16 protein-coding genes are annotated in these 17,993 nt (G+C 64.1%); 4 read left to right on the forward strand and 12 right to left on the reverse strand.

Going from position 1 to position 17,993, the window contains the following annotated elements; genetic code table 11:
* Positions 1-333 precede the first annotated feature (333 nt).
* Positions 334-1,635 (reverse strand): MFS transporter, encoded by a 1,302-nt coding sequence (locus BM136_RS24735; RefSeq protein ID WP_092977082.1) that lies wholly within the window; start codon positions 1,633-1,635, stop codon positions 334-336.
* Between the two features lie 9 nt (positions 1,636-1,644).
* Complete coding sequence (locus BM136_RS24740; protein WP_092977114.1) at positions 1,645-2,883, reverse strand: AGE family epimerase/isomerase; 1,239 nt, start codon at positions 2,881-2,883, stop codon at positions 1,645-1,647.
* Positions 2,884-3,158: 275 nt separating this feature from the next.
* Between BM136_RS24740 and BM136_RS24745 the strand changes: the two genes are divergently transcribed.
* Entirely contained in the window at positions 3,159-4,772 is a 1,614-nt protein-coding gene (locus BM136_RS24745) for an OpgD/OpgG family glucan biosynthesis protein (protein ID WP_092977085.1), read from the forward strand.
* Between the two features lie 271 nt (positions 4,773-5,043).
* On the opposite strand, the gene BM136_RS24750 is transcribed toward BM136_RS24745, so the two are convergent.
* Positions 5,044-5,670 carry a DUF1415 domain-containing protein gene (locus tag BM136_RS24750; protein WP_092977088.1) on the reverse strand — a complete coding sequence of 209 codons (627 nt, stop codon included), beginning with the start codon at positions 5,668-5,670 and terminating at the stop codon, positions 5,044-5,046.
* Positions 5,671-5,861: 191 nt separating this feature from the next.
* On the opposite strand from BM136_RS24750, the gene BM136_RS24755 reads away from it, so the two are divergent.
* Positions 5,862-6,227: a hypothetical protein gene (locus tag BM136_RS24755; RefSeq protein WP_092977091.1), complete on the forward strand. Its 366-nt coding sequence runs from the start codon at positions 5,862-5,864 to the stop codon at positions 6,225-6,227.
* 69 nt (positions 6,228-6,296) lie between these two features.
* Here BM136_RS24755 and glpK read toward each other — a convergent pair whose 3' ends face one another.
* From glpK to glpD, 8 genes are all read right to left on the reverse strand, one after another.
* Positions 6,297-7,793, reverse strand: coding sequence for a glycerol kinase GlpK (gene glpK / locus BM136_RS24760; protein WP_092977094.1), 1,497 nt, complete (start codon positions 7,791-7,793; stop codon positions 6,297-6,299).
* A 129-nt stretch (positions 7,794-7,922) separates the two neighbouring features.
* Positions 7,923-9,668: an ABC transporter substrate-binding protein gene (locus BM136_RS24765; protein WP_092977097.1), complete on the reverse strand. Its 1,746-nt coding sequence runs from the start codon at positions 9,666-9,668 to the stop codon at positions 7,923-7,925.
* A 172-nt stretch (positions 9,669-9,840) separates the two neighbouring features.
* Complete coding sequence (locus tag BM136_RS24770; RefSeq protein WP_027680526.1) at positions 9,841-10,122, reverse strand: DUF2160 domain-containing protein; 282 nt, start codon at positions 10,120-10,122, stop codon at positions 9,841-9,843.
* A 22-nt stretch (positions 10,123-10,144) separates the two neighbouring features.
* The gene (locus tag BM136_RS24775) at positions 10,145-10,978 is read right to left on the reverse strand and encodes a carbohydrate ABC transporter permease (RefSeq protein ID WP_027680527.1); all 834 of its coding nucleotides are present in this window, start codon (positions 10,976-10,978) and stop codon (positions 10,145-10,147) included.
* Positions 10,971-11,861, reverse strand: coding sequence for a carbohydrate ABC transporter permease (locus BM136_RS24780; protein WP_004637132.1), 891 nt, complete (start codon positions 11,859-11,861; stop codon positions 10,971-10,973). The genes BM136_RS24775 and BM136_RS24780 overlap by 8 nt, the downstream gene beginning before the upstream one ends.
* Positions 11,858-12,955: an ABC transporter ATP-binding protein gene (locus tag BM136_RS24785; RefSeq protein ID WP_092977100.1), complete on the reverse strand. Its 1,098-nt coding sequence runs from the start codon at positions 12,953-12,955 to the stop codon at positions 11,858-11,860. The genes BM136_RS24780 and BM136_RS24785 overlap by 4 nt, the downstream gene beginning before the upstream one ends.
* Positions 12,942-14,060: an ABC transporter ATP-binding protein gene (locus BM136_RS24790; protein WP_092977103.1), complete on the reverse strand. Its 1,119-nt coding sequence runs from the start codon at positions 14,058-14,060 to the stop codon at positions 12,942-12,944. The genes BM136_RS24785 and BM136_RS24790 overlap by 14 nt, the downstream gene beginning before the upstream one ends.
* 67 nt (positions 14,061-14,127) lie before the next feature.
* A complete protein-coding gene (glpD, locus tag BM136_RS24795) occupies positions 14,128-15,705 on the reverse strand; it encodes a glycerol-3-phosphate dehydrogenase (RefSeq protein ID WP_092977105.1) in 1,578 nt (525 codons plus the stop codon).
* Between the two features lie 143 nt (positions 15,706-15,848).
* On the opposite strand from glpD, the gene BM136_RS24800 reads away from it, so the two are divergent.
* Both BM136_RS24800 and BM136_RS24805 read left to right on the forward strand, forming a co-directional pair.
* Positions 15,849-16,622 (forward strand): DeoR/GlpR family DNA-binding transcription regulator, encoded by a 774-nt coding sequence (locus BM136_RS24800; protein WP_092977108.1) that lies wholly within the window; start codon positions 15,849-15,851, stop codon positions 16,620-16,622.
* 109 nt (positions 16,623-16,731) lie between these two features.
* On the forward strand, positions 16,732-17,592 hold the full coding sequence (locus tag BM136_RS24805) for a CHAD domain-containing protein (protein WP_092977111.1): 861 nt from the start codon (positions 16,732-16,734) through the stop codon (positions 17,590-17,592).
* Positions 17,593-17,655: 63 nt separating this feature from the next.
* Here the strand turns inward: BM136_RS24805 and BM136_RS25535 are convergent.
* Positions 17,656-17,993, reverse strand: a 338-nt coding sequence (locus tag BM136_RS25535) for a hypothetical protein (protein WP_217649376.1), incomplete at its 5' end; no start/stop codon positions are given.

Consider the following 17,993-nt stretch of genomic DNA (forward strand, 5'->3'; position numbering starts at 1 on the left):
CGGAGGTTTGGCTGTTGTCCTTTGACTTGCCCTGCCCTATGCGGCGCCTTGAATTTCTGTTGCAAGGAGGAAAAAGAGGGGAGGCTGTCTGAGCGCAGCGAGTTTGCCTCCCCTCCCTCCCTGCGACATAAATTCAAGGAATCTTTCGCCATCTCGGGCGCGCTTTTCTTTGCTTACTTTCTTTGGCAAGACAAAGAAAGTGAGTCAGCCCCGGCAGGGGATGAAACAAGGGATCCACCACCAACAAAAAATCCCAGCAAAAAACAAAAGCACAAAAGCAAAACGCCCCTCAGAGATCCCCTCCGAGAGGCGTTCCTTCATCCCAAATGCAGGTCAGGCCACAGGCGCCGTGCCCGCCCCATGCTCATGCCTACCCGCCGGCTTGACGATGGCCAGCGTGGCAATCAACCCGCACAACGCGGCAAATGACACCCACACGCCCGGCATCGCCTTGTTGCCCGTCTCGTGGATCAGCCACGTGGCAATCGCGGGAGTGAAGCCGCCGAAGATGGCCGTGGCCAGGCTGTACGCCAGCGAGAACCCGGTGGTGCGGACTTCCGGCGGCATGATCTCGGTGAGCGTGACGACCATCGCGCCGTTGTAGCTGCCATACAGGAACGACAGCCACAGCAGCACGGTCAGCATGCGGGCGAACGACGGTGCGGCAACCAGCCACTGCATGGCCGGGTAGGCCGTCACCAGCATCAGCACGGTAAAGAGAATCAACAGCGGGCGGCGGCCGACACGGTCAGACACGGCGCCCATCACGGGCAACCAGAAGAAGTTCGAGGCGCCCACGCACAACGTGACGATCAGGCTGTCCATGTCCGACAGATGCAGCACGCTCTTGCCGAAGGTCGGCGTGTAGGCGGTGATCAGGTAGAACGACACCGTGGTCATCACGACCATCAGCGTGCCCGCGCCCACCAGACGCCAGTTCTGGCCCATCGAGCGGAACACGGCGGCCAGGTCCGGACGGTGCTTGCGCTTCTGGAACTCTTCCGTCTCTTGCAGCGAGCGGCGGATGATGAACAGGAACGGCACGATCAGGCAGCCGATCAGGAATGGCACGCGCCAGCCCCATGCGCTCATCTCAGACGGCGGCAGCAGGTACGACATCAGCACACCCAGCAGCGCGGCAAACATGACCGCCACCTGCTGGCTGGCCGATTGCCAGCTCACGAAGAAGCCCTTCTTGCCCGGGGTGGCGATTTCGGCCAGGTAAACCGACACGCCGCCCAGCTCCACGCCCGCCGAGAAGCCTTGCAGCAACCGGCCGATCAGCACCAGCAGCGGCGCCGCCAGCCCGATGGTGGCGTAGCCCGGCACCAGCGCGATCAGCAGCGTGCCGCAGGCCATGAGCGCCAGCGTGACAATCAGGCCCGTGCGACGGCCGTGACGGTCGATGTACGCGCCCAGGAAGATCGCGCCCAGGGGCCGCATCAGGAAGCCGGCACCGAAGGTCACCAGCGACAGCATCAGCGAGAGGAACTCGTTGCCGGCGGGGAAGAAGGTGTCGGCAATGGCCTTGGCGTAATAGCCGTAGACCATGAAGTCGTACATCTCCAGGAAGTTGCCGCTAACCACCCGGAAGACGGTGCGGGCTTTGGATTCGTTGGGGTTGGAGGTATGCATGGATGGGTCTCACTCAACAGCTTGGGTACAACGTGCGGGCGAGCCGGACAGCGAACTGCAGGCCGCCTCGTAAAAGGTGGTGATGTGGTACGGGGTGCTCGACGGCATGTCGGCGCGCAGGCGCTGGCCGGCGGGGTCGATCACCTCGTTCCAGCCTTGTGCGTGCAGGAAGCGCGCCGACCACGCCGGCAGCAGGCGCGCGAGCATGGCACCTTGCGTTTCCGTGCACAGCGCGAGGGCGCGGCCGTATTCGGTCTGTGCCCAGATGCGCTGGCTGGCGTCGCGCATCGTGCCGTCCAGATTGAGTGACAGGCACACGCCCTGGGTGTCGGCATCCACGCCGTCGGCGCAGGCCGCGTCCACCGCGCGGGCGAGGCTCTCGGCCAGATGGCGGCCGGCTTCGGAGCGCGTAAAGACGTCGGCGTGTGCGCGCACGAGATAAAACCATTCGAACTGGTGGCCAGGTTCGATGCGGTTGTCGGTGCTGGCTTCGTCAACCGGCAACTCGGCGATGCTGCCCGTGCGCGTGTCGATGAAGCGCGCGAGGATGCCTTCAGCCAGCGTGTGCACGCCGGCCTCGGGCCAGGCGGGCGGTTCGTCCAGCGCGGCGGCGGCCAGGTAGGCCTCGGTCAGATGCATCACGGGGTTCTGCGCGACACCGGTCAGCGTGGTGCTGAACGTGGCGTCCATGGCCGCGACCGGCAGCGGTTTGGCCCCGGCCCGCGCGAAGCTGCGCGCGATCACGTCGTGCGCGTCGTGCATCAGCGCGGCGGCACGCGGGTCTTCGCTCACAGCAAGCCAGTGCGCGGCGGCAAACAGCACGAAGGCGTGCGTGTACAGATCCTTGGTGGTGTCATGCGGGGCCAACGCGCTGTCGATCGCAAACAGCCAGCCGCCGTGAATCGTGTCGCGAAAGCGGGTGTCCAGTGCATGGCACAGCGCGGCGGCACGTTCGGCGCAGAGATCGCGGTGTCGCTCGGAGAGCTGTGTGGCGCGCGCGAACGTGTACAACTGCCGCGCACATGCCATCGCCCGGTACCGCGCGGTTGATGCTGGCACCAGCGCGCCGTTGTCGACGACGAGCGCTTCATAGCAGAGACCGGCCTGCGCGTTCCAGCCCGGGCCGAGCCACATGGGCAGCAGAACGTCGTCGTAATAGCGGCCGAATGATTCCAGGGCAGCCGCAATGTCAGCGGACAGTTCGGTGGCCGTATCGGGCAGCGGGGGCGTGGAGGATTGTGAAAGCATGTGCGCCGTGATGATCGTGGCGGGCATTGACCTGTTTTAGCCAGGCCGATTGCTCGAATCTGTTCTGTTCACCATAGGCGACGTACTTGCGTTGTACATGTGAACAGACCCGGGATTGTGCTCCAACTGCCTGCCCCGCGCCACGCACAACTGGCGCAATCCCGGTCATGGCGCAGGGTTGTGGGTCCAATGAAAGGTTTTTACCGGATGCTGCCCGGGCGTGGGTTGTGCGAAGATGAATCACCCCTGGCTCACCCCTGGTCCTGCCCCGATCCATGCACCGTCGCGACCTGCTCAAGCAGTTGGCCGCCGGGCTGCTTGCCCTGGCTCCTGGTTTGTCCCGCAGTGCCGCGCCCGGCTCCGCCGCTGGCGCCGCCGAACCGTTTGACGAAGCGCGCCTGCTGGCGCGTGCCCGAGCCTTGGCTGCAAGGCCGTACCGGCCCCGAAGCACGCAGTTGCCCAAGCCGCTGGCCGCACTGGACTGGGACGGCTACCAGTCCATCGGCTATCGCCCTGATCACGCCCTGTGGACCGGACGGCACTTGCCGTTCGAGGCCAAGTTCTTCCATTTGGGACTGTTCTTCAAGTCGGCCGTACAGATGCACGAGGTGGTCGACGGCCAAGCTCGCTTAATTGCCTACGACCCCGCCATGTTCGATTACGGCAAGAGCGGGCTGGATCACCAGGCGTTGCCGGCCGATCTCGGCTTTGCCGGTTTTCGGTTGACCACCAAGGCGGACCCGACGCGCGATGTGGCCGCCTTCCTGGGGGCAAGCTACTTCCGCGCCGTCGGGGGGCAGTGGCAGTACGGCATGTCAGCGCGGGGGCTGGCGATCGATACCGGCCTGGCCCGCGCAGAAGAGTTTCCGGACTTCACCGAATTCTGGCTGGTGCGCCCGGCCGCCGACGCCGATACGTTGCGCGTCTACGCGTTGCTCGATTCCCCCAGCGTGGCCGGCATTTACCGCTTCGACATCCGCCCCGGCGACACGCTGGTGATGGACGTGGCCGCCACGCTTTACGTGCGCAAGCCGATCGAGCGCCTTGGCATCGCGCCACTGACCAGCATGTTCCTCTACGGCGAAAACGACCGCACCGACCGCGCCGGTGATCGCCACAGCGCCGCGCGCCGATGGCGGGCATCAGATTGGCGCCCCGAAATTCATGATTCCGATGGCCTGGCCATCTGGCGCGGTTCGGGGGAGTGGGTCTGGCGGCCGCTGGCCAATCCGCCGATGCTGCGCAGCCAGCGCTTTGCCGACGACAGCCCGCGCGGCTTCGGCCTGCTGCAGCGTGACCGCAATCCCGATCATTACCAGGATGACGGCGTGTTCTACGAGAAGCGCCCAAGTGTGTGGGTGGAGCCCACGCACGACTGGGGTGAGGGCGCGGTCGAATTGGTGGAACTGTCGGCCAACGATGAAACCTTCGACAACATCGTCGCGTTCTGGAGGCCGGCCGTGGCGCCGCATGCGGGGCAGGAGCTGGCGTTCGGCTATCGGCTGACGTGGGGCGCGCAGCCTGCAGCGGCCTCACCGCTGGCGCGGGTGGTGGCCACGCGCACGGGCATTGGCGGCGTGGTGGGGCAGGCGCGCAAATACTTCTCCTGGCGGTTCGTGGTGGATTTTGCGGGCGGCGAGCTGTCGCGGCTGGGGCGCAGCACCGCGGGCTCCACCGTGGAGCCGGTCATCCGAGCCTCGCGTGGGCGGGTAGAGATTGCATCGGCGCGGCCGCTGGCGAGCATTGACGGTGTCCGGGCGATGTTTGATGTGGTGCCGGATGCGAGCAATGCACCGATTGAGTTGTTGCTGACGTTGCAGTCGGGGGAGCGGTTGCTGTCTGAGACTTGGGCGTATCAGTGGACGCCGCCGGTGGATCGTGGAGTTTGACTCTTTGGCTTGCTTGCTCGCTTGATTGATGCGGGTGGTGCATCCCTTGTTTCATCCCCTTCCGGGGCTGACTCACTTTCTTTGTCTTGCCAAAGAAAGTAAGCAAAGAAAGGCGCGCCCAAGATGGCGACCCATTCCTTGAATTTTCGTAACCGGGCGGAGAAGGGGAAAACTCGCTGTGCTCAGACAGTTCCCCTTCTTTTTCCTCCCGCTTACGAAAATTCAAGGCGCCATCTAGGGCAGGGGACGGCCAAATCGTCGCTGCTTTTGGTTAGTCGCGGGGTGGTGTCTTGCTGAACTTCTTTGCCATTTCTGCCCAGCCTTCCGGGCCCAGCTTTTCCATCGTCGCGATATTGCGCTCGTAGATGTCCGCTGCGTCGGGTACGGCGGCTGCGGCGCGGGCGATGCTGTCTTCGCGCAGCAGATGCAGGATGGGGGCGGGTGCGCGGTTGGTGGCGTTGGCGATGTCGTCGGGCTCCGCGTCGGCGAAGACGAAATCGGGGTGGAAGCTGGCCAGTTGCAGTTCGCCTTCGTAGCCGGCTTTGGAGAGCACGGATTCGGCGCGCTCCGTGAGCGAGTGGAAGTCGAGGAAGTCGGCCAGGGCGGGGACGATCAGCAGCGTGGTGTCGATCTGTACGGCGGGGGTGGCGTGCAGCAGGTCGGCTTCGGCGCGCAGGTGGTCGAGCACGTCGCCGTCCATCGTGGCGCGGCTGACGGCGTATCGAACCTGCTGTTTGACATGCACGGCCTTGGCGAAGGGGCACAGGTTCAGGCCGATCACGGCGTCTTCCAGCCAGCGCTGCACGCGCGCGACATGGTGGGCAGCGTCATCCGCATTCAGGGACAGCGCATCGGCGGGCGGATCAAGCAGGACGAAATCGGGTGCGTGATTGGACACGGCGCATAGGAGGGATGAGATAGCGCGCAGTGTAGTCGATGGCCTGGGAGCGCTTCTTGCGACGCAATAGGTGTTGTGATTTGCAACGTCCGGCGTGCGCCGTTGATGTGCGCCGAGATCACTTCAGGTGCTTCGTGCGCCGCTTATGTGGTCAGTCCATTCCGTGATTTTGTAAAAGAAGGAGCTCAACCATGATTGAACTGCGCCTGAAAACCGCCCTCGCCGTGGCCGCCACGTTTGCTGCGTCGGCTGCTTTCGCACAGATGACGCCGGCACCGCAGACTTCACCGCAGACCACCGGCACCGTGCAGGCCGCCCCGCAGGGTGCGCCGTCCACCTCGTCGTCTGACCCGCTGGTGCAGAAGCGTATTGACGACAAGGCTGCCAGCGACGAATACAAGGCTCGCAAGTCCGACGCCAAGGCCGCCTACAAGGACGAGAAGAAGGCCGCCAAGGCCAACCGCAAGGCCGAGAAGAAGGAAGCCCGCGCCAAGCGCAAGGAAGCCATGAGCGAACAAGGCGGCCCTGCCCAGACGCCGAGCAGCGAAGGCAAGTAAGCCGCCGGCCGAAGCATGAAAAAAAAAGGCGATCCGAGGGTCGCCTTTCTTCTGCCGCTGGTTTTGCCTTCAGTGCCCGCGCGTTGTCGGTAGACGTACCTGCGCCACGGCCATTTCCCACTGGGCGATGCGGTGCGCAGCCTCGTCGCGGCTGATGACGGGGTGGAACGTGCGGGAGGCGCGCCACTGCTGGGCGACTTCGTCTTCCCCCTGGTAGAAGCCGGTGGCGATGCCGGCCAGATAGGCCGCGCCCAGCGCCGTGGTTTCGATGATCTCCGGGCGCACCACCGGAATGCCGAGCAAATCGGCCTGGAATTGCAGCAGCAGGTTGTTGGCCGAGGCACCGCCGTCGACGCGCAGTTCCGAGATGGTGGAGACGGCATCGCGCGTCATGGCCTGCAGCAGCGCGGTGCTCTGGAACGCGATGGACTCCAGCGCCGCGCGAGCGATGTGCCCGATGGTCGTGCCGCGTGACAGGCCGACGATGGCGCCTTGCGCGGTTGGGTCCCAGTACGGCGCACCGAGGCCCGTGAACGATGGCACGAAGACCACCCCGCCGGAATCGGGCACCGAGGCAGCCAAGCCTTCGACGTCAGCAGAGCGCTGGATGGCTCGCAGGCCGTCGCGCAGCCACTGCACGACCGCGCCGCCAACGAACACGCTGCCTTCGAGTGCGTAGCTGCGCTTGAGGCCGCTCTGACAAGCCGCGGTGCTGATCAGGCCGTTGTGCGACTGGACAGCCTTGTCACCCGTGTTGAGCAGCATGAAGCAGCCGGTGCCGTAGGTGTTTTTGGCCATACCGGGCTTGAAGCACGCCTGGCCGAACAGGGCCGATTGCTGGTCGCCTGCAATGCCGCCGATGGTGAGCGAAGCGCCGAGCCAGTCGGCATCAGTCTGCCCAAATTGATACGCAGACGGATGCACCTCTGGCAAGAGGCTCGGGTGGATGTCGAGCGCGCGCATCAGGTCAGCGTCCCACTCGCCGGTGTGGATGTTCCACAGCATCGTGCGGGAGGCATTCGATACGTCGGTCACATGCAGGCGGCCGCGCGTGAGTTGCCACACGAGCCAGCTGTCGATGGTGCCGAAGGCGAGTTCGCCACGTGCGGCGCGCTCGCGGGCGCCATCCACGTGGTCGAGAATCCAGCGCAGCTTGGTGGCGGAAAAGTACGGGTCGATGATGAGGCCGGTGCGTTTGCGCACTTCGTCTTCCAGGCCCTCGGCGCGCAGGCGCTCGCAGATGGCTTCCGTGCGGCGGTCTTGCCAGACGATGGCGTTGAAGATCGGTTTGCCCGTGGCGCGTTCCCACACCATCGTGGTTTCGCGCTGGTTGGTGATGCCCAGCGCGGCCATGTCGGCGGCGGAGAGCTTGGCTTGTTCGAGTGCGGCGCGGCAGGTGGCGAGCTGGCTGTTCCAGATGTCGAACGGATCGTGCTCGACCCAACCGGGCTGCGGAAAATGCTGGGGAAACTCCTGCTGGGCGCTGGCGACGATCTGGCCGGCGCGGTTGAAGACGATGGCGCGTGAGCTGGACGTGCCCTGGTCGAGCGCGAGGAGGTATTCCATAAGGCAGAGTCTGATGACTGTCGGGCACGGTCAGGGTGTGGCCTGCCCGACAGTGAATGAAACGGAAGCAAGCATGGTAGCCCGCAGGTGGCCGTCGTCAAAGACCGGCGCCCCGCGGGCTGCGCGTGATCAGCGCACCTTGCCAGCCTTCCATGCGGCGAGCAGCTTGTCGTAGGCCACCGTCTCACCCTTCGGACGCTCGTTGTCGAGCTTCTTCCACGGGGCGTGTTCGGTCGACAGCCACTTCGACGGATCGCTTTCCGGGTTCAGCTTCGGCGCGCAGTTCTTCATGCCGGCGCGCTGCAGGCGACCCATCACCTGGTCCATTTCCTTGGCCAGGTTGTCCATCGCGCCCTGCGGGGTCTTTTCGCCCGTGACGGCCGTGGCGACGTTCTTCCACCAGAGCTGTGCCAGCTTCGGATAGTCGGGCACGTTGTTGCCGGTCGGCGTCCAGGCCACGCGGGCGGGGCTGCGGTAGAACTCGATCAGGCCGCCGTACTTGGCTGCGTTCTTGGTGAAGTAGTCGCTGTGGATGTCGGAGTCACGAATGAACGTGAGGCCGGTGATCGACTTCTTGAGCGACACGGTCTTCGACGTGACGAACTGCGCGTACAGCCACGCGGCCGAGCGGCGCTCGAACGGGGTGGACTTGAAGAACGTCCACGAGCCGACGTCTTGGTAGCCGTTCTGCATGCCGTCCTTCCAGTACGGGCCGTGCGGCGACGGGGCCATGCGCCACTTCGGCGAGCCGTCGGCGTTGACGACCGGGCCCGGCTTGGTCATCGGCGCGGTGAAGGCGCTGTACCAGAACACCTGCTGGGCGATGTGGCCTTGCGCGGGCACCGGGCCAGCTTCGTTGAAGGTCATGCCGGTGGCTTCGGGCGGCGCGTACTTCTTCATCCAGTCGATGTACTTGGTGAGGGCGTACACCGCAGCCGGGCTGTTGGTGGCACCACCGCGCGAGACCGATGCGCCCACCGGGGTGCACTTGTCCTTCTCGTCGACACGGATGCCCCATTCGTCGACCGGCAGACCGTTCGGGATGCCCTTGTCGGCAGAACCTGCCATCGACAGCCAGGCGTCGGTGAAGCGCCAGCCCAGCGACGGATCCTTCTTGCCGTAGTCCATGTGGCCGTAGACGCGCTTGCCGTCCAGCTCCTTCACGTCGTTGGTGAAGAAGTTGGCGATGTCTTCATAGGCTGTCCAGTTGACGGGCACGCCCAGGTCGTAGCCGTACTTGGCCTTGAACCTGTCTTGCAGGTCCTTGCGGGCGAACCAGTCGGCGCGGAACCAGTACAGGTTGGCGAACTGCTGGTCGGGCAGCTGATACAGCTTGCCGTCGGACGCAGTGGTGAAGCTGGTGCCGATGAAATCCTTCAGGTCCAGGCCGGGGTTGGTGAACTCCTTGCCTTCGCCCGACATGTAGTCGGACAGCGGCATGATCACGCCGTAACGATAGTGCGTGCCGATCAGGTCGGAGTCGGAGATCCAGCCGTCATAGATGCTCTTGCCGGATTGCATCGAGGTTTGCAGTTTTTCGACGACATCGCCTTCCTGCATGATGTCGTGCTTGACCTTGATGCCGGTGATCTCTTCGAAGGCCTTGGCCAGCGTCTTCGATTCATAGGCGTGCGTGTCGAGCGTTTCCGACACGACGTGGATCTCGGTCACGCCCTTGGCCTTGAGCTTGGCCGCGGCGTCGATGAACCACTTCATTTCCGCCATCTGCTTGTCTTGCGACAGCGTGCTGGGCTGGAATTCGCTGCTGATCCACTTCTTGGCTTCGGCTTCGCCGGCATGGGCCGCGCCGACTGCCAGGGCGCTCGCCAGTGCGATGGCACTGATCTGAAGCGTCATGCGCCAGGATGTTTTCATCGGTATCTCCTCGTGCTTGGTTAGCTTGTTGTTCTCCCCGCAGCGAAAACATCCGGCATTCCGACGCGGGGAGCGTGGTGGAATGCCTGTGCCCGTACGTCAATTTGGGCGTGGAGGCATCAACCCGTGCTGATGCCTCCGGACCTGCAAATTCAAGTGCACCGATGGCGCGTCAGCCGCGCCACATCACGATCACGAGCACCACCATCGAGGCGATGAAGCCGCCCCAGGCGCTCGTCTCTTCCGACGTGAGCCCAACCCACGCCAGGTTGATATAGGCCGCGGTCAGCAAGCCGATGAAGAGGCGGTCGCCGCGCGTGGTGGCAATGGGCAGGAAGCCCTTGCGCTCCACCGTGGGCCGAACCACCTCCCAGACCGTCATGCTGGCCAGCATCAAGGCGATGCAGCCGAAGAAGATCGCCACTTCGGGCGTCCAGGCCATCCAGCTGAACATGGCTGTGTCTCCCGTTCTTGTTTTAGACGCGGCCCATCGCGAAACCCTTCGCGATGTAGTTCCGCACAAACCAGATCACCAGCGCGCCGGGAATGATCGTCAGCACACCCGCTGCGGCCAGCACACCCCAATCCATGCCCGAGGCCGACACCGTGCGCGTCATCACCGCGGTGATGGGTTTGGCGTCGACCGAGGTGAGCGTGCGCGCGAGCAGCAGCTCCACCCAACTGAACATGAAGCAGAAGAACGCCGTCACGCCCACGCCGGCCTTGATGAGCGGCAGGAAGATCTTCAGGAAGAACTTGGGGAAGCTGTAGCCGTCGATGTAGGCCGTCTCGTCGATCTCACGCGGGATGCCCGACATGAAGCCTTCGAGAATCCACACCGCCAGCGGCACGTTGAACAGCATGTGGGCGAGCGCCACGCCCAGGTGCGTGTCCATCAGGCCGACCGTCGAATACAGCTGGAAGAACGGCAGCAGGAACACCGCAGGCGGCGTCATGCGGTTCGTCAGCAGCCAGAAGAACATGTGCTTGTCGCCCAGGAAGCGGTAGCGCGAGAAGGCGTAAGCCGCCGGCAGCGCCACCACGGTCGAGAGCACCGTGTTCATCGTCACGTAGATGATGGAGTTGATGTAACCCCAGTACCACGACGGGTCGGTGAAGATGATCTTGTAGTTGTCGAACGTGACGAGCTTCGGCCAGATCGAGAAACCGGCGAGCGTCTCCTCGTTGGTCTTGAGCGACATGCTCAACATCCAGTACAGCGGCAGTACGGCAAATGCCACATATACCGCCAGCGTGATCGCGCGAGCAATCTTGCGCTTGTGCTCGTTGTTGTTGTTCTGCTTAGGCATGGTCGTCTCCCACGGCCGTGCTGGCGCTGCCCATGCGCTGCATCCAGTTGTAGAGGACGAAGCAGAACAGCAGGATGATGAGGAAGTACACGATCGAGAAGGCAGCCGCCGGGCCCAGGTCGAACTGGCCGACCGCCTTCTGCGTCAGGTACTGCGACAGGAAGGTCGTGGCGTTGCCCGGCCCGCCGCCGGTCAGCACGAACGGCTCGGTGTAGATCATGAAGCTGTCCATGAAGCGCAGCAGCACGCCGATCATCAGCACGCCGCGCATCTTCGGCAGCTGGATGTAGCGGAACACGGCCAGGCGGCTGGCGCCGTCAATCTCGGCGGCCTGGTAGAACGCATCCGGAATCGAACGCAGCCCGGCATACGCCAGCAGCGCCACCAGGGGCGTCCAGTGCCACACGTCCATGATCAACACGGTGATCCACGCATCGAACGAGTGCGACGTGTAGTTGTAATCGATGCCCATCTGGTTGAGCCAGTAGCCGGCCAGGCCGATATCGGAGCGCCCGAAGATCTGCCAGATCGTGCCCACCACGTTCCAGGGAATCAGCAGCGGCATGGCGAGCACCACCAGCGCGGCCGAAGCCTTCCAGCCCTTGGACGGCATCGACAGCGCCAGGCCGATGCCCAGCGGAATTTCCACCGCCAGCACGCACAGCGAGAAGATCAGCTGGCGCGTGAGCGCGTCCTGCAGATCGCCGTCGCGCAGGATCTGGCGGAACCAGTCCACACCCACGAAGACGTGCTGCTCGGGGCTGATGATGTCCTGCACGGAGTAGTTCACCACCGTCATCAGCGGCAGGATGGCGGAGAACGCCACGCACAGGAACACCGGCAGGATCAAGAACCACGCCTTGTTGTTGAGCGGCTTGTTCATCGGCCGATCCTCTCGTCATTGCTGTAGTACAGCGTCTGCGGCGCATCCAGGCGCAGCCACACGCGCGATTCGGTCACGCTCACTTCGTTCGGCAGTTTGGCCTTGATGGGCAAGCCGCCGGCCTCACCCAGGCTGGCCGTCAGCAACTGGTGCGTACCGAGTTGCTGCACCTGGTGCACGTTGGCAGCCACGGTCCCGACTTCTCCGGGCGCCGCCAGTTGCACGAATTCCGGGCGGATACCGAGCTTGAGTGAGCCGTTCGCGTTCTTGAGTGTGGCCAGCGTGTCGCCGCCAACCGACAGACGTTGATCGCCCAGCGCGATCACATCGCCATCCACCGTCACCGGGTACAGGTTCATGCCCGGACTGCCGATGAAGTACCCGACGAAGGTGTGGTCCGGCCGCTCGAACAGCGCTTCCGGCCCGCCTTGCTGCACGACCTTGCCTTCGGTCATGACGACCACCTCGTCGGCAAAGGTCAGCGCTTCCACCTGGTCGTGCGTCACGTAGATCAGCGTGAGCTTGAGCTGCTGGTGAATCTTCTTGAGCTGGCGACGCAGTTGCCACTTCAGGTGCGGGTCGATGACAGTGAGCGGCTCGTCAAAGAGGATGGCCGCCACGTCCTTGCGCACCAGGCCGCGGCCCAGCGAGATCTTCTGCTTGGCGTCCGCTGCCAGACCAGAGGCGCGGCGTTTGAGCGCGTGCTGCAGCTCGAGGATCTCGGCCACTTCCTCCACGCGCTTCTTCACTTCGGCTTCCGGCGTCTTGCGATTGCGCAGCGGGAAGGCGAGGTTGTCGAACACGGTCATCGTGTCGTAGATGACCGGGAACTGGAACACTTGCGCGATGTTGCGCTCGCGCGGGGTTGCGTGCGTGACGTCGCGGTCGTCAAAGAGCACCTGGCCCTCCGACGGCGTCAGTAGCCCGGAGATGATGTTCAGCAGCGTGGATTTGCCGCAGCCCGACGGACCGAGCAGTGCATAGGCACCGCCGTCGCGCCACGTCATGTTCATCGGCTGCAGCGCGTAGTCCGACAGGCTTTGCGGATTGGGGCGGTAGCTGTGCCCCAGGTTGCGGAATTCAATGCGTGCCATGTGCGCCTCCCTGCTTGGGCGCGCTCACCAGCTTGCCCGCTTCGTCGAACAGGAACAGTTCGGCCGGATCGACAAACACGTCGAGCGCCGCGCCCAGTTCGAACTGATGCACCCCCGGCAACTGCGCGACCAAGCCGATGGTGTTCGTCTGGCCGACGGCCTGCGCCCGTACGTGCAGATACGTTTCGGACCCCGACAGCTCGGCCAGTTCCACCGTGCCCGGCAGGGCAACCGCGCCACCGTTGCGCGGCGACAGGCGGATGTGGCTCGGACGCAGGCCGATGCGGCAGCGCGTGCCGGCCGCCATCGGCAGCGGACGCGTCCATGCAACATCGATGCCTTGCGGCAGGCGGATGCGGTTGCCTTCCACCACGATGGCGTCCAGCACGTTCATCGGCGGGTCGTTGAAGATGGCCGCCGCATTGACCGACACCGGCACTTCGTACATGTCGAGCGTCGGGCCGTCCTGCAGCACGCGGCCTTCATGCATGACGACGGTGTGGCCGCCCAGCAGCAGCGCTTCCTGCGGCTCGGTGGTGGCGTACACGACGGTCGTGCCGCCATCGGCAAAGAGCGATGCCAGCTCGGCACGCAGTTCCTCGCGCAGCTTGTAGTCGAGGTTGACGAGGGGTTCGTCCAGCAGCACCAGCGGCGCCCGCTTGACGAGTGCCCGGGCCAGCGCGCAACGCTGCTGCTGTCCGCCAGACAGTTCTGCCGGCAGACGCTGCAACAGATGCTCGATGTGCAGCTTGCCGGCGACGGCACGCACGCGCGAATCGATCTCGCCCTTGTTGGTGCCCTGCAGGCGCAGCGGCGAGGCGATGTTGTCGTACACCGTCATCGCCGGGTAGTTGATGAATTGCTGGTACACCATCGCCAGATTGCGATCGCGCACTCCCACGCCCGTCACGTCCTTGCCGTCGACCAGTACGCGGCCGGTGGTCGGCCGGTCCAGCCCGGCCATGATGCGCATCAACGTGGTCTTGCCGGCTTGCGTCGGCCCGAGCAGCACATTGATGGCGCCGGGCGCCAGCCGCAGGCTGGTCGGGTACAGATGCGTCTGCGCCCCGACCATGGCCGTAACCTGGTCCAGTTCCAGAATCAATTGATGTCTCCCGTCTTACTGCTTTGATTTCTTGATGTCTTGGCTCGGGCGTCCAGCCCCTCGTGCTTCAGGGCGCCCGTTGCGCAACTGGAGCGGTCTGGCCTTCCGGCAGATGCCGCGCCAGCCAGCCTTCCAGCCGGCTGCGGTCGGCATCGCTGGCGTGCAGCCCCAGCTTGGTCCGCCGCCACAGGATGTCCTGCGCCGTGCGGGCCCATTCATGTTCGATCAGGTAACGGATTTCGGCTTCATACAAGCCTGGCGTCACTTCGGCGCCCAACTCTTCCAGTCGCGTGGCGCCGGCCAGCAGCGTGTTCACGCGGGTGCCGTACTGGTGCGCATAGCGCGTCGCCAACTGGGTCGGCAGCCACGGCAAACGTTTTTGCAGGCGCGTCACAAAATCGTCGAAGGTGTATTCGGCAACCAATTGGCCCGGCGCTTCCAGATCGCCGCCCGGCAGCGATGCGGTGGCCGTCCACGAAGGCTTGCCGGCCAGCGGCAGATGCGGGGCGAGTTGGTCCAGCGCTTCTTCGGCCAGCTTGCGATAGGTCGTGATCTTGCCGCCCCACACGTTGATGAGCGGCGCGCTCGCGTCGTCGGGGCCGGTCTCGCATTCGACCAGGTAATCGCGCGTGATGGCCGAGGCGTTGGCGGCGCTGTCGTCCAGCAGCGGCCGCACGCCCGAGTAGCTCCACACCACGTCGGCCGGCGTCAGCTGCTGGGTGAAATAGCGGCTGGCCATTTCGCACAGATATTGGATTTCGCCAGCGTCGATGGCCACCTGGTCCACCGAACCCTTGTATTCCAGATCCGTCGTGCCGATCAGGGTGAAGTCGTTCTGGTACGGAATCGCAAACACGATCCGCCCGTCGGGGTTCTGGAAGATATAAGCGAACGGGTGGTTGAACATCCGCCGCACGACGATGTGGCTGCCCTTGATCAGGCGCAGGCCACGCGTGCTCGGCAGCGCGTGCGCGGAGCGGGCGAACTCCGCCGCCCACGGCCCGGCCGCGTTGACGATCGCCTTGGCGCGCACGGAGCGAATGCCCTCCGGACCGGCCAGCGACGCGTGCCAGCCATCGGCGCGGCGCTCGGCGTTCAGGCAGCGCGTGCGGGTGAAAATCTGCGCCCCGCGGTCCGCCGCATCGCGGGCGTTGAGCACCACCAGACGAGCGTCGTCGACCCAGCCGTCGGAATAGACGAACCCTCGCGTGTAGCCCGCTTTGAGGGGCTTACCCGCCGGGTGCTGCGCCAGCTTGATCGACTCAGAACCCGGCAGAAAGCGCCGGCGCGCCAGGTGGTCATAGAGGAAGAGGCCCGCGCGGATCATCCACGCAGGGCGTTGCGCTGCATCGTGCGGCATCACGAAACGCAGCGGCCACATGATGTGCGGCGCCATGCGCAGCAGCACCTCGCGCTCCTGCAGCGCCTTGCGCACCAGGCTGAATTCGTAATATTCGAGGTAGCGCAGCCCGCCGTGGATCAGCTTGGTTGAGGCCGAAGAGGTGTGCTGGGCCAGGTCGTCTTTTTCACACAAGACCACCGACAGGCCACGGCCCACGGCATCCCGGGCGATTCCCACGCCGTTGATGCCGCCTCCGACCACCAGCAGATCACAGTCCAGATGCGACGCGTCAGTGAGTTGCATGGGTTGGAATCTGTTGATTTGCGCGTCTTTTCTTGCGAATAGTGACGCGTTGGCGGATAGTTTAGTGAAGGGCGAAAATAAAGCAACATAGGGAATCGCCTAATCCGCTCACATGTGTTCGTTTGTGTTCATTTCGTGACTTGATGCTTCCGCGACACCGCCAGATCCTCGAATACGTCCGCCAGCACGGCGATGCCTCCGTCGACGCACTTGCTCGCGTGCTCGGCGTCACGACGCAAACCATTCGCCGCGACATTCGGCAGCTCGAAGACGAGCGCTTGCTCGCGCGCTACCACGGCGGCGTCGGCCTGCCATCGTCGGTCGAGAACATCGATTACGACCAGCGCCAGGTCCTGCACATCGACGCCAAGCGCCGCATCGCCGAAGTCGTCGCGCGCCACGTCGAGCCCGGCCGCTCGCTCATCATCAATATCGGAACGACGACCGAAGAGGTTTCCAAGGCACTCGTCGGCCAGAACGGGCCACGCGGCCTGCGCGTCATCACTAACAACCTGAACGTCGCGTCGATCTTGTCAGGCAGCCCGGATGCCGAGGTCATCGTCGCCGGCGGCCTCGTGCGCAACCGCGACCGCGGCATCGTCGGCGAGGCCACGATCGACTTCATGAAGCAGTTCCGCGTCGACATCGGCATCATCGGCGTCTCCAGCATCGACGAAGACGGCACGCTGCTCGACTACGACTACCGTGAAGTGCGCGTCGCCCAGGCCATCATCGAGCAGTCGCGCGAGGTCTGGCTCGTCGCCGATCACTCCAAGTTCGGCCGACGGGCTGTCGTCCGCCTGGGCCACGTCTCGCAGATCGACAAGTTCTTCACCGACGTCCCCGTGCCCGAGCCGATGGCCGAAGTCTTCCGCGCCGCCGAGGTCGATGTGGTTGTCGCCAGCGAAACGCTCTGAAAGTTGATCTGACGTTCCTCGAGTCTTCGCCCCGTCGACTACAGTGAAATGACAAGGCGCGCACCTTGCGAGCCTCTCCGTCACTCAAACTCGTCACACGGGGAGCATCGTGAGCAAGCACTCACATGCGGCAATCCTTTCGGTCTTCTCAGGCATCGTTATCGAACACATCGCTGATCTGCGCGATGCCCTCGCCAAGCTGGCCGCGCCCAGCCCCAGCGACGAAGATCTTCACCAGTTCCGCGTCACGCTGCGCCGTCTACGTTCGGCTTGGGTGACGTTCGCGCCGGTTCTGCCAACCCGCTTCGCCGCAGAGTGGAAACCTCGCCTGCGTGCGCTCGCCGCTTCCACGGGTCCTGTGCGCGAATGGGATGTGCTGTTTTCCGATTGGCTTCCCGCGGCTCAGCAGTCCTTGCTTGATGGCGACGAGGTCGGCCGGGCTTGGTTGGACAGGGCGCTCGCCAAGTCCAAAGAGGCGCGCAATCGAGCTTGGGAGGAGCTGCGTGTCGAACTTGCCTCGCCAGATGTGTCGGAAACGCTGCTCGAAGTGGAGCGGGCGGTCGTCGCGTTTCATATAGAAGGCGAGTCGGAGCGGCATCTCCGTTTTGCTCGCGCTCGGGCCGAGGCGCTCCGAAAGAAGTTGATCCGTCGCGGGCGCCATCCCAGGCGGTCGTCTGCGCCACGACTGCATCGCGCCCGGATCGCCGCCAAGCAGTGGCGCTATCTATATGAGGCGTTTTACCCGGCGCTCGGCGCTCACGTGGCGAAGCGTTATCGGAAGCATTTGCGCAAACTCCAAGATGCTTTGGGCGAGGTGCATGATGCAAGCGTCTCCCTGGAACGTGTCGCCCGCCTATTGGATGCGCCGCCGCCGCTGTCTATAGTGAGTGCCTTTCACAAGCGTGCCTGTGCGGCGCGGGGGCGGGCTGCGAAGGGCTTGCGGTGGATCCGGTCCCATAAGGCGGCGTAACCCCGAAAGCATGGCAAAAAGACCCTGGGGAGAGAAAGGGCTTGCGCTGTTCGTGAAACCCGCCTATAGTTCGCCCCTCGCTGCAAACGACAGTGCCGAAACGAAAGCGACGGCGGGGTGGTTGAGGCGGTGGAGAAGTAGTGGTGGAGCGGGTTTGCGGTCGATTGGGTGGTTGGCGATTGGCTGGAAATTCAGGAGTAGTTGGCGGCGAGTTGATGATAAAAATTCTTCGACGAGTTGTTGACAGCGACGAAAAAGCTCTGCATAATCTCGTTTCTCTGCTGCAGACAACGCAGCGACGCGGTGAACAAAGTTGATCGCGAAGTTCTTTAACAAGCAAACAGCCGATAAGTGTGGGCGCTTAATACTGGGTGCGGCGGATTTCGATTCGCTAGCTAACA

The sequence above is a fragment of the Ralstonia sp. NFACC01 genome, assembly GCF_900115545.1.
GTDB classification, from domain to species: Bacteria; Pseudomonadota; Gammaproteobacteria; order Burkholderiales; family Burkholderiaceae; genus Ralstonia; species Ralstonia mojiangensis.

Bases quoted from the DNA above. Each gene is read 5' to 3' on its own strand.
- BM136_RS24735 (WP_092977082.1), bottom strand. From the start codon at position 1,635: ATGCATACCTCCAACCCCAACGAATCCAAAGCCCGCACCGTCTTCCGG.
- BM136_RS24740 (WP_092977114.1), bottom strand. From the start codon at position 2,883: ATGCTTTCACAATCCTCCACGCCCCCGCTGCCCGATACGGCCACCGAA.
- BM136_RS24745 (WP_092977085.1), top strand. From the start codon at position 3,159: ATGCACCGTCGCGACCTGCTCAAGCAGTTGGCCGCCGGGCTGCTTGCC.
- BM136_RS24755 (WP_092977091.1), top strand. From the start codon at position 5,862: ATGATTGAACTGCGCCTGAAAACCGCCCTCGCCGTGGCCGCCACGTTT.
- glpK (WP_092977094.1), bottom strand. From the start codon at position 7,793: ATGGAATACCTCCTCGCGCTCGACCAGGGCACGTCCAGCTCACGCGCC.
- BM136_RS24765 (WP_092977097.1), bottom strand. From the start codon at position 9,668: ATGAAAACATCCTGGCGCATGACGCTTCAGATCAGTGCCATCGCACTG.
- BM136_RS24770 (WP_027680526.1), bottom strand. From the start codon at position 10,122: ATGTTCAGCTGGATGGCCTGGACGCCCGAAGTGGCGATCTTCTTCGGC.
- BM136_RS24775 (WP_027680527.1), bottom strand. From the start codon at position 10,978: ATGCCTAAGCAGAACAACAACAACGAGCACAAGCGCAAGATTGCTCGC.
- BM136_RS24780 (WP_004637132.1), bottom strand. From the start codon at position 11,861: ATGAACAAGCCGCTCAACAACAAGGCGTGGTTCTTGATCCTGCCGGTG.
- BM136_RS24785 (WP_092977100.1), bottom strand. From the start codon at position 12,955: ATGGCACGCATTGAATTCCGCAACCTGGGGCACAGCTACCGCCCCAAT.
- glpD (WP_092977105.1), bottom strand. From the start codon at position 15,705: ATGCAACTCACTGACGCGTCGCATCTGGACTGTGATCTGCTGGTGGTC.
- BM136_RS24800 (WP_092977108.1), top strand. From the start codon at position 15,849: ATGCTTCCGCGACACCGCCAGATCCTCGAATACGTCCGCCAGCACGGC.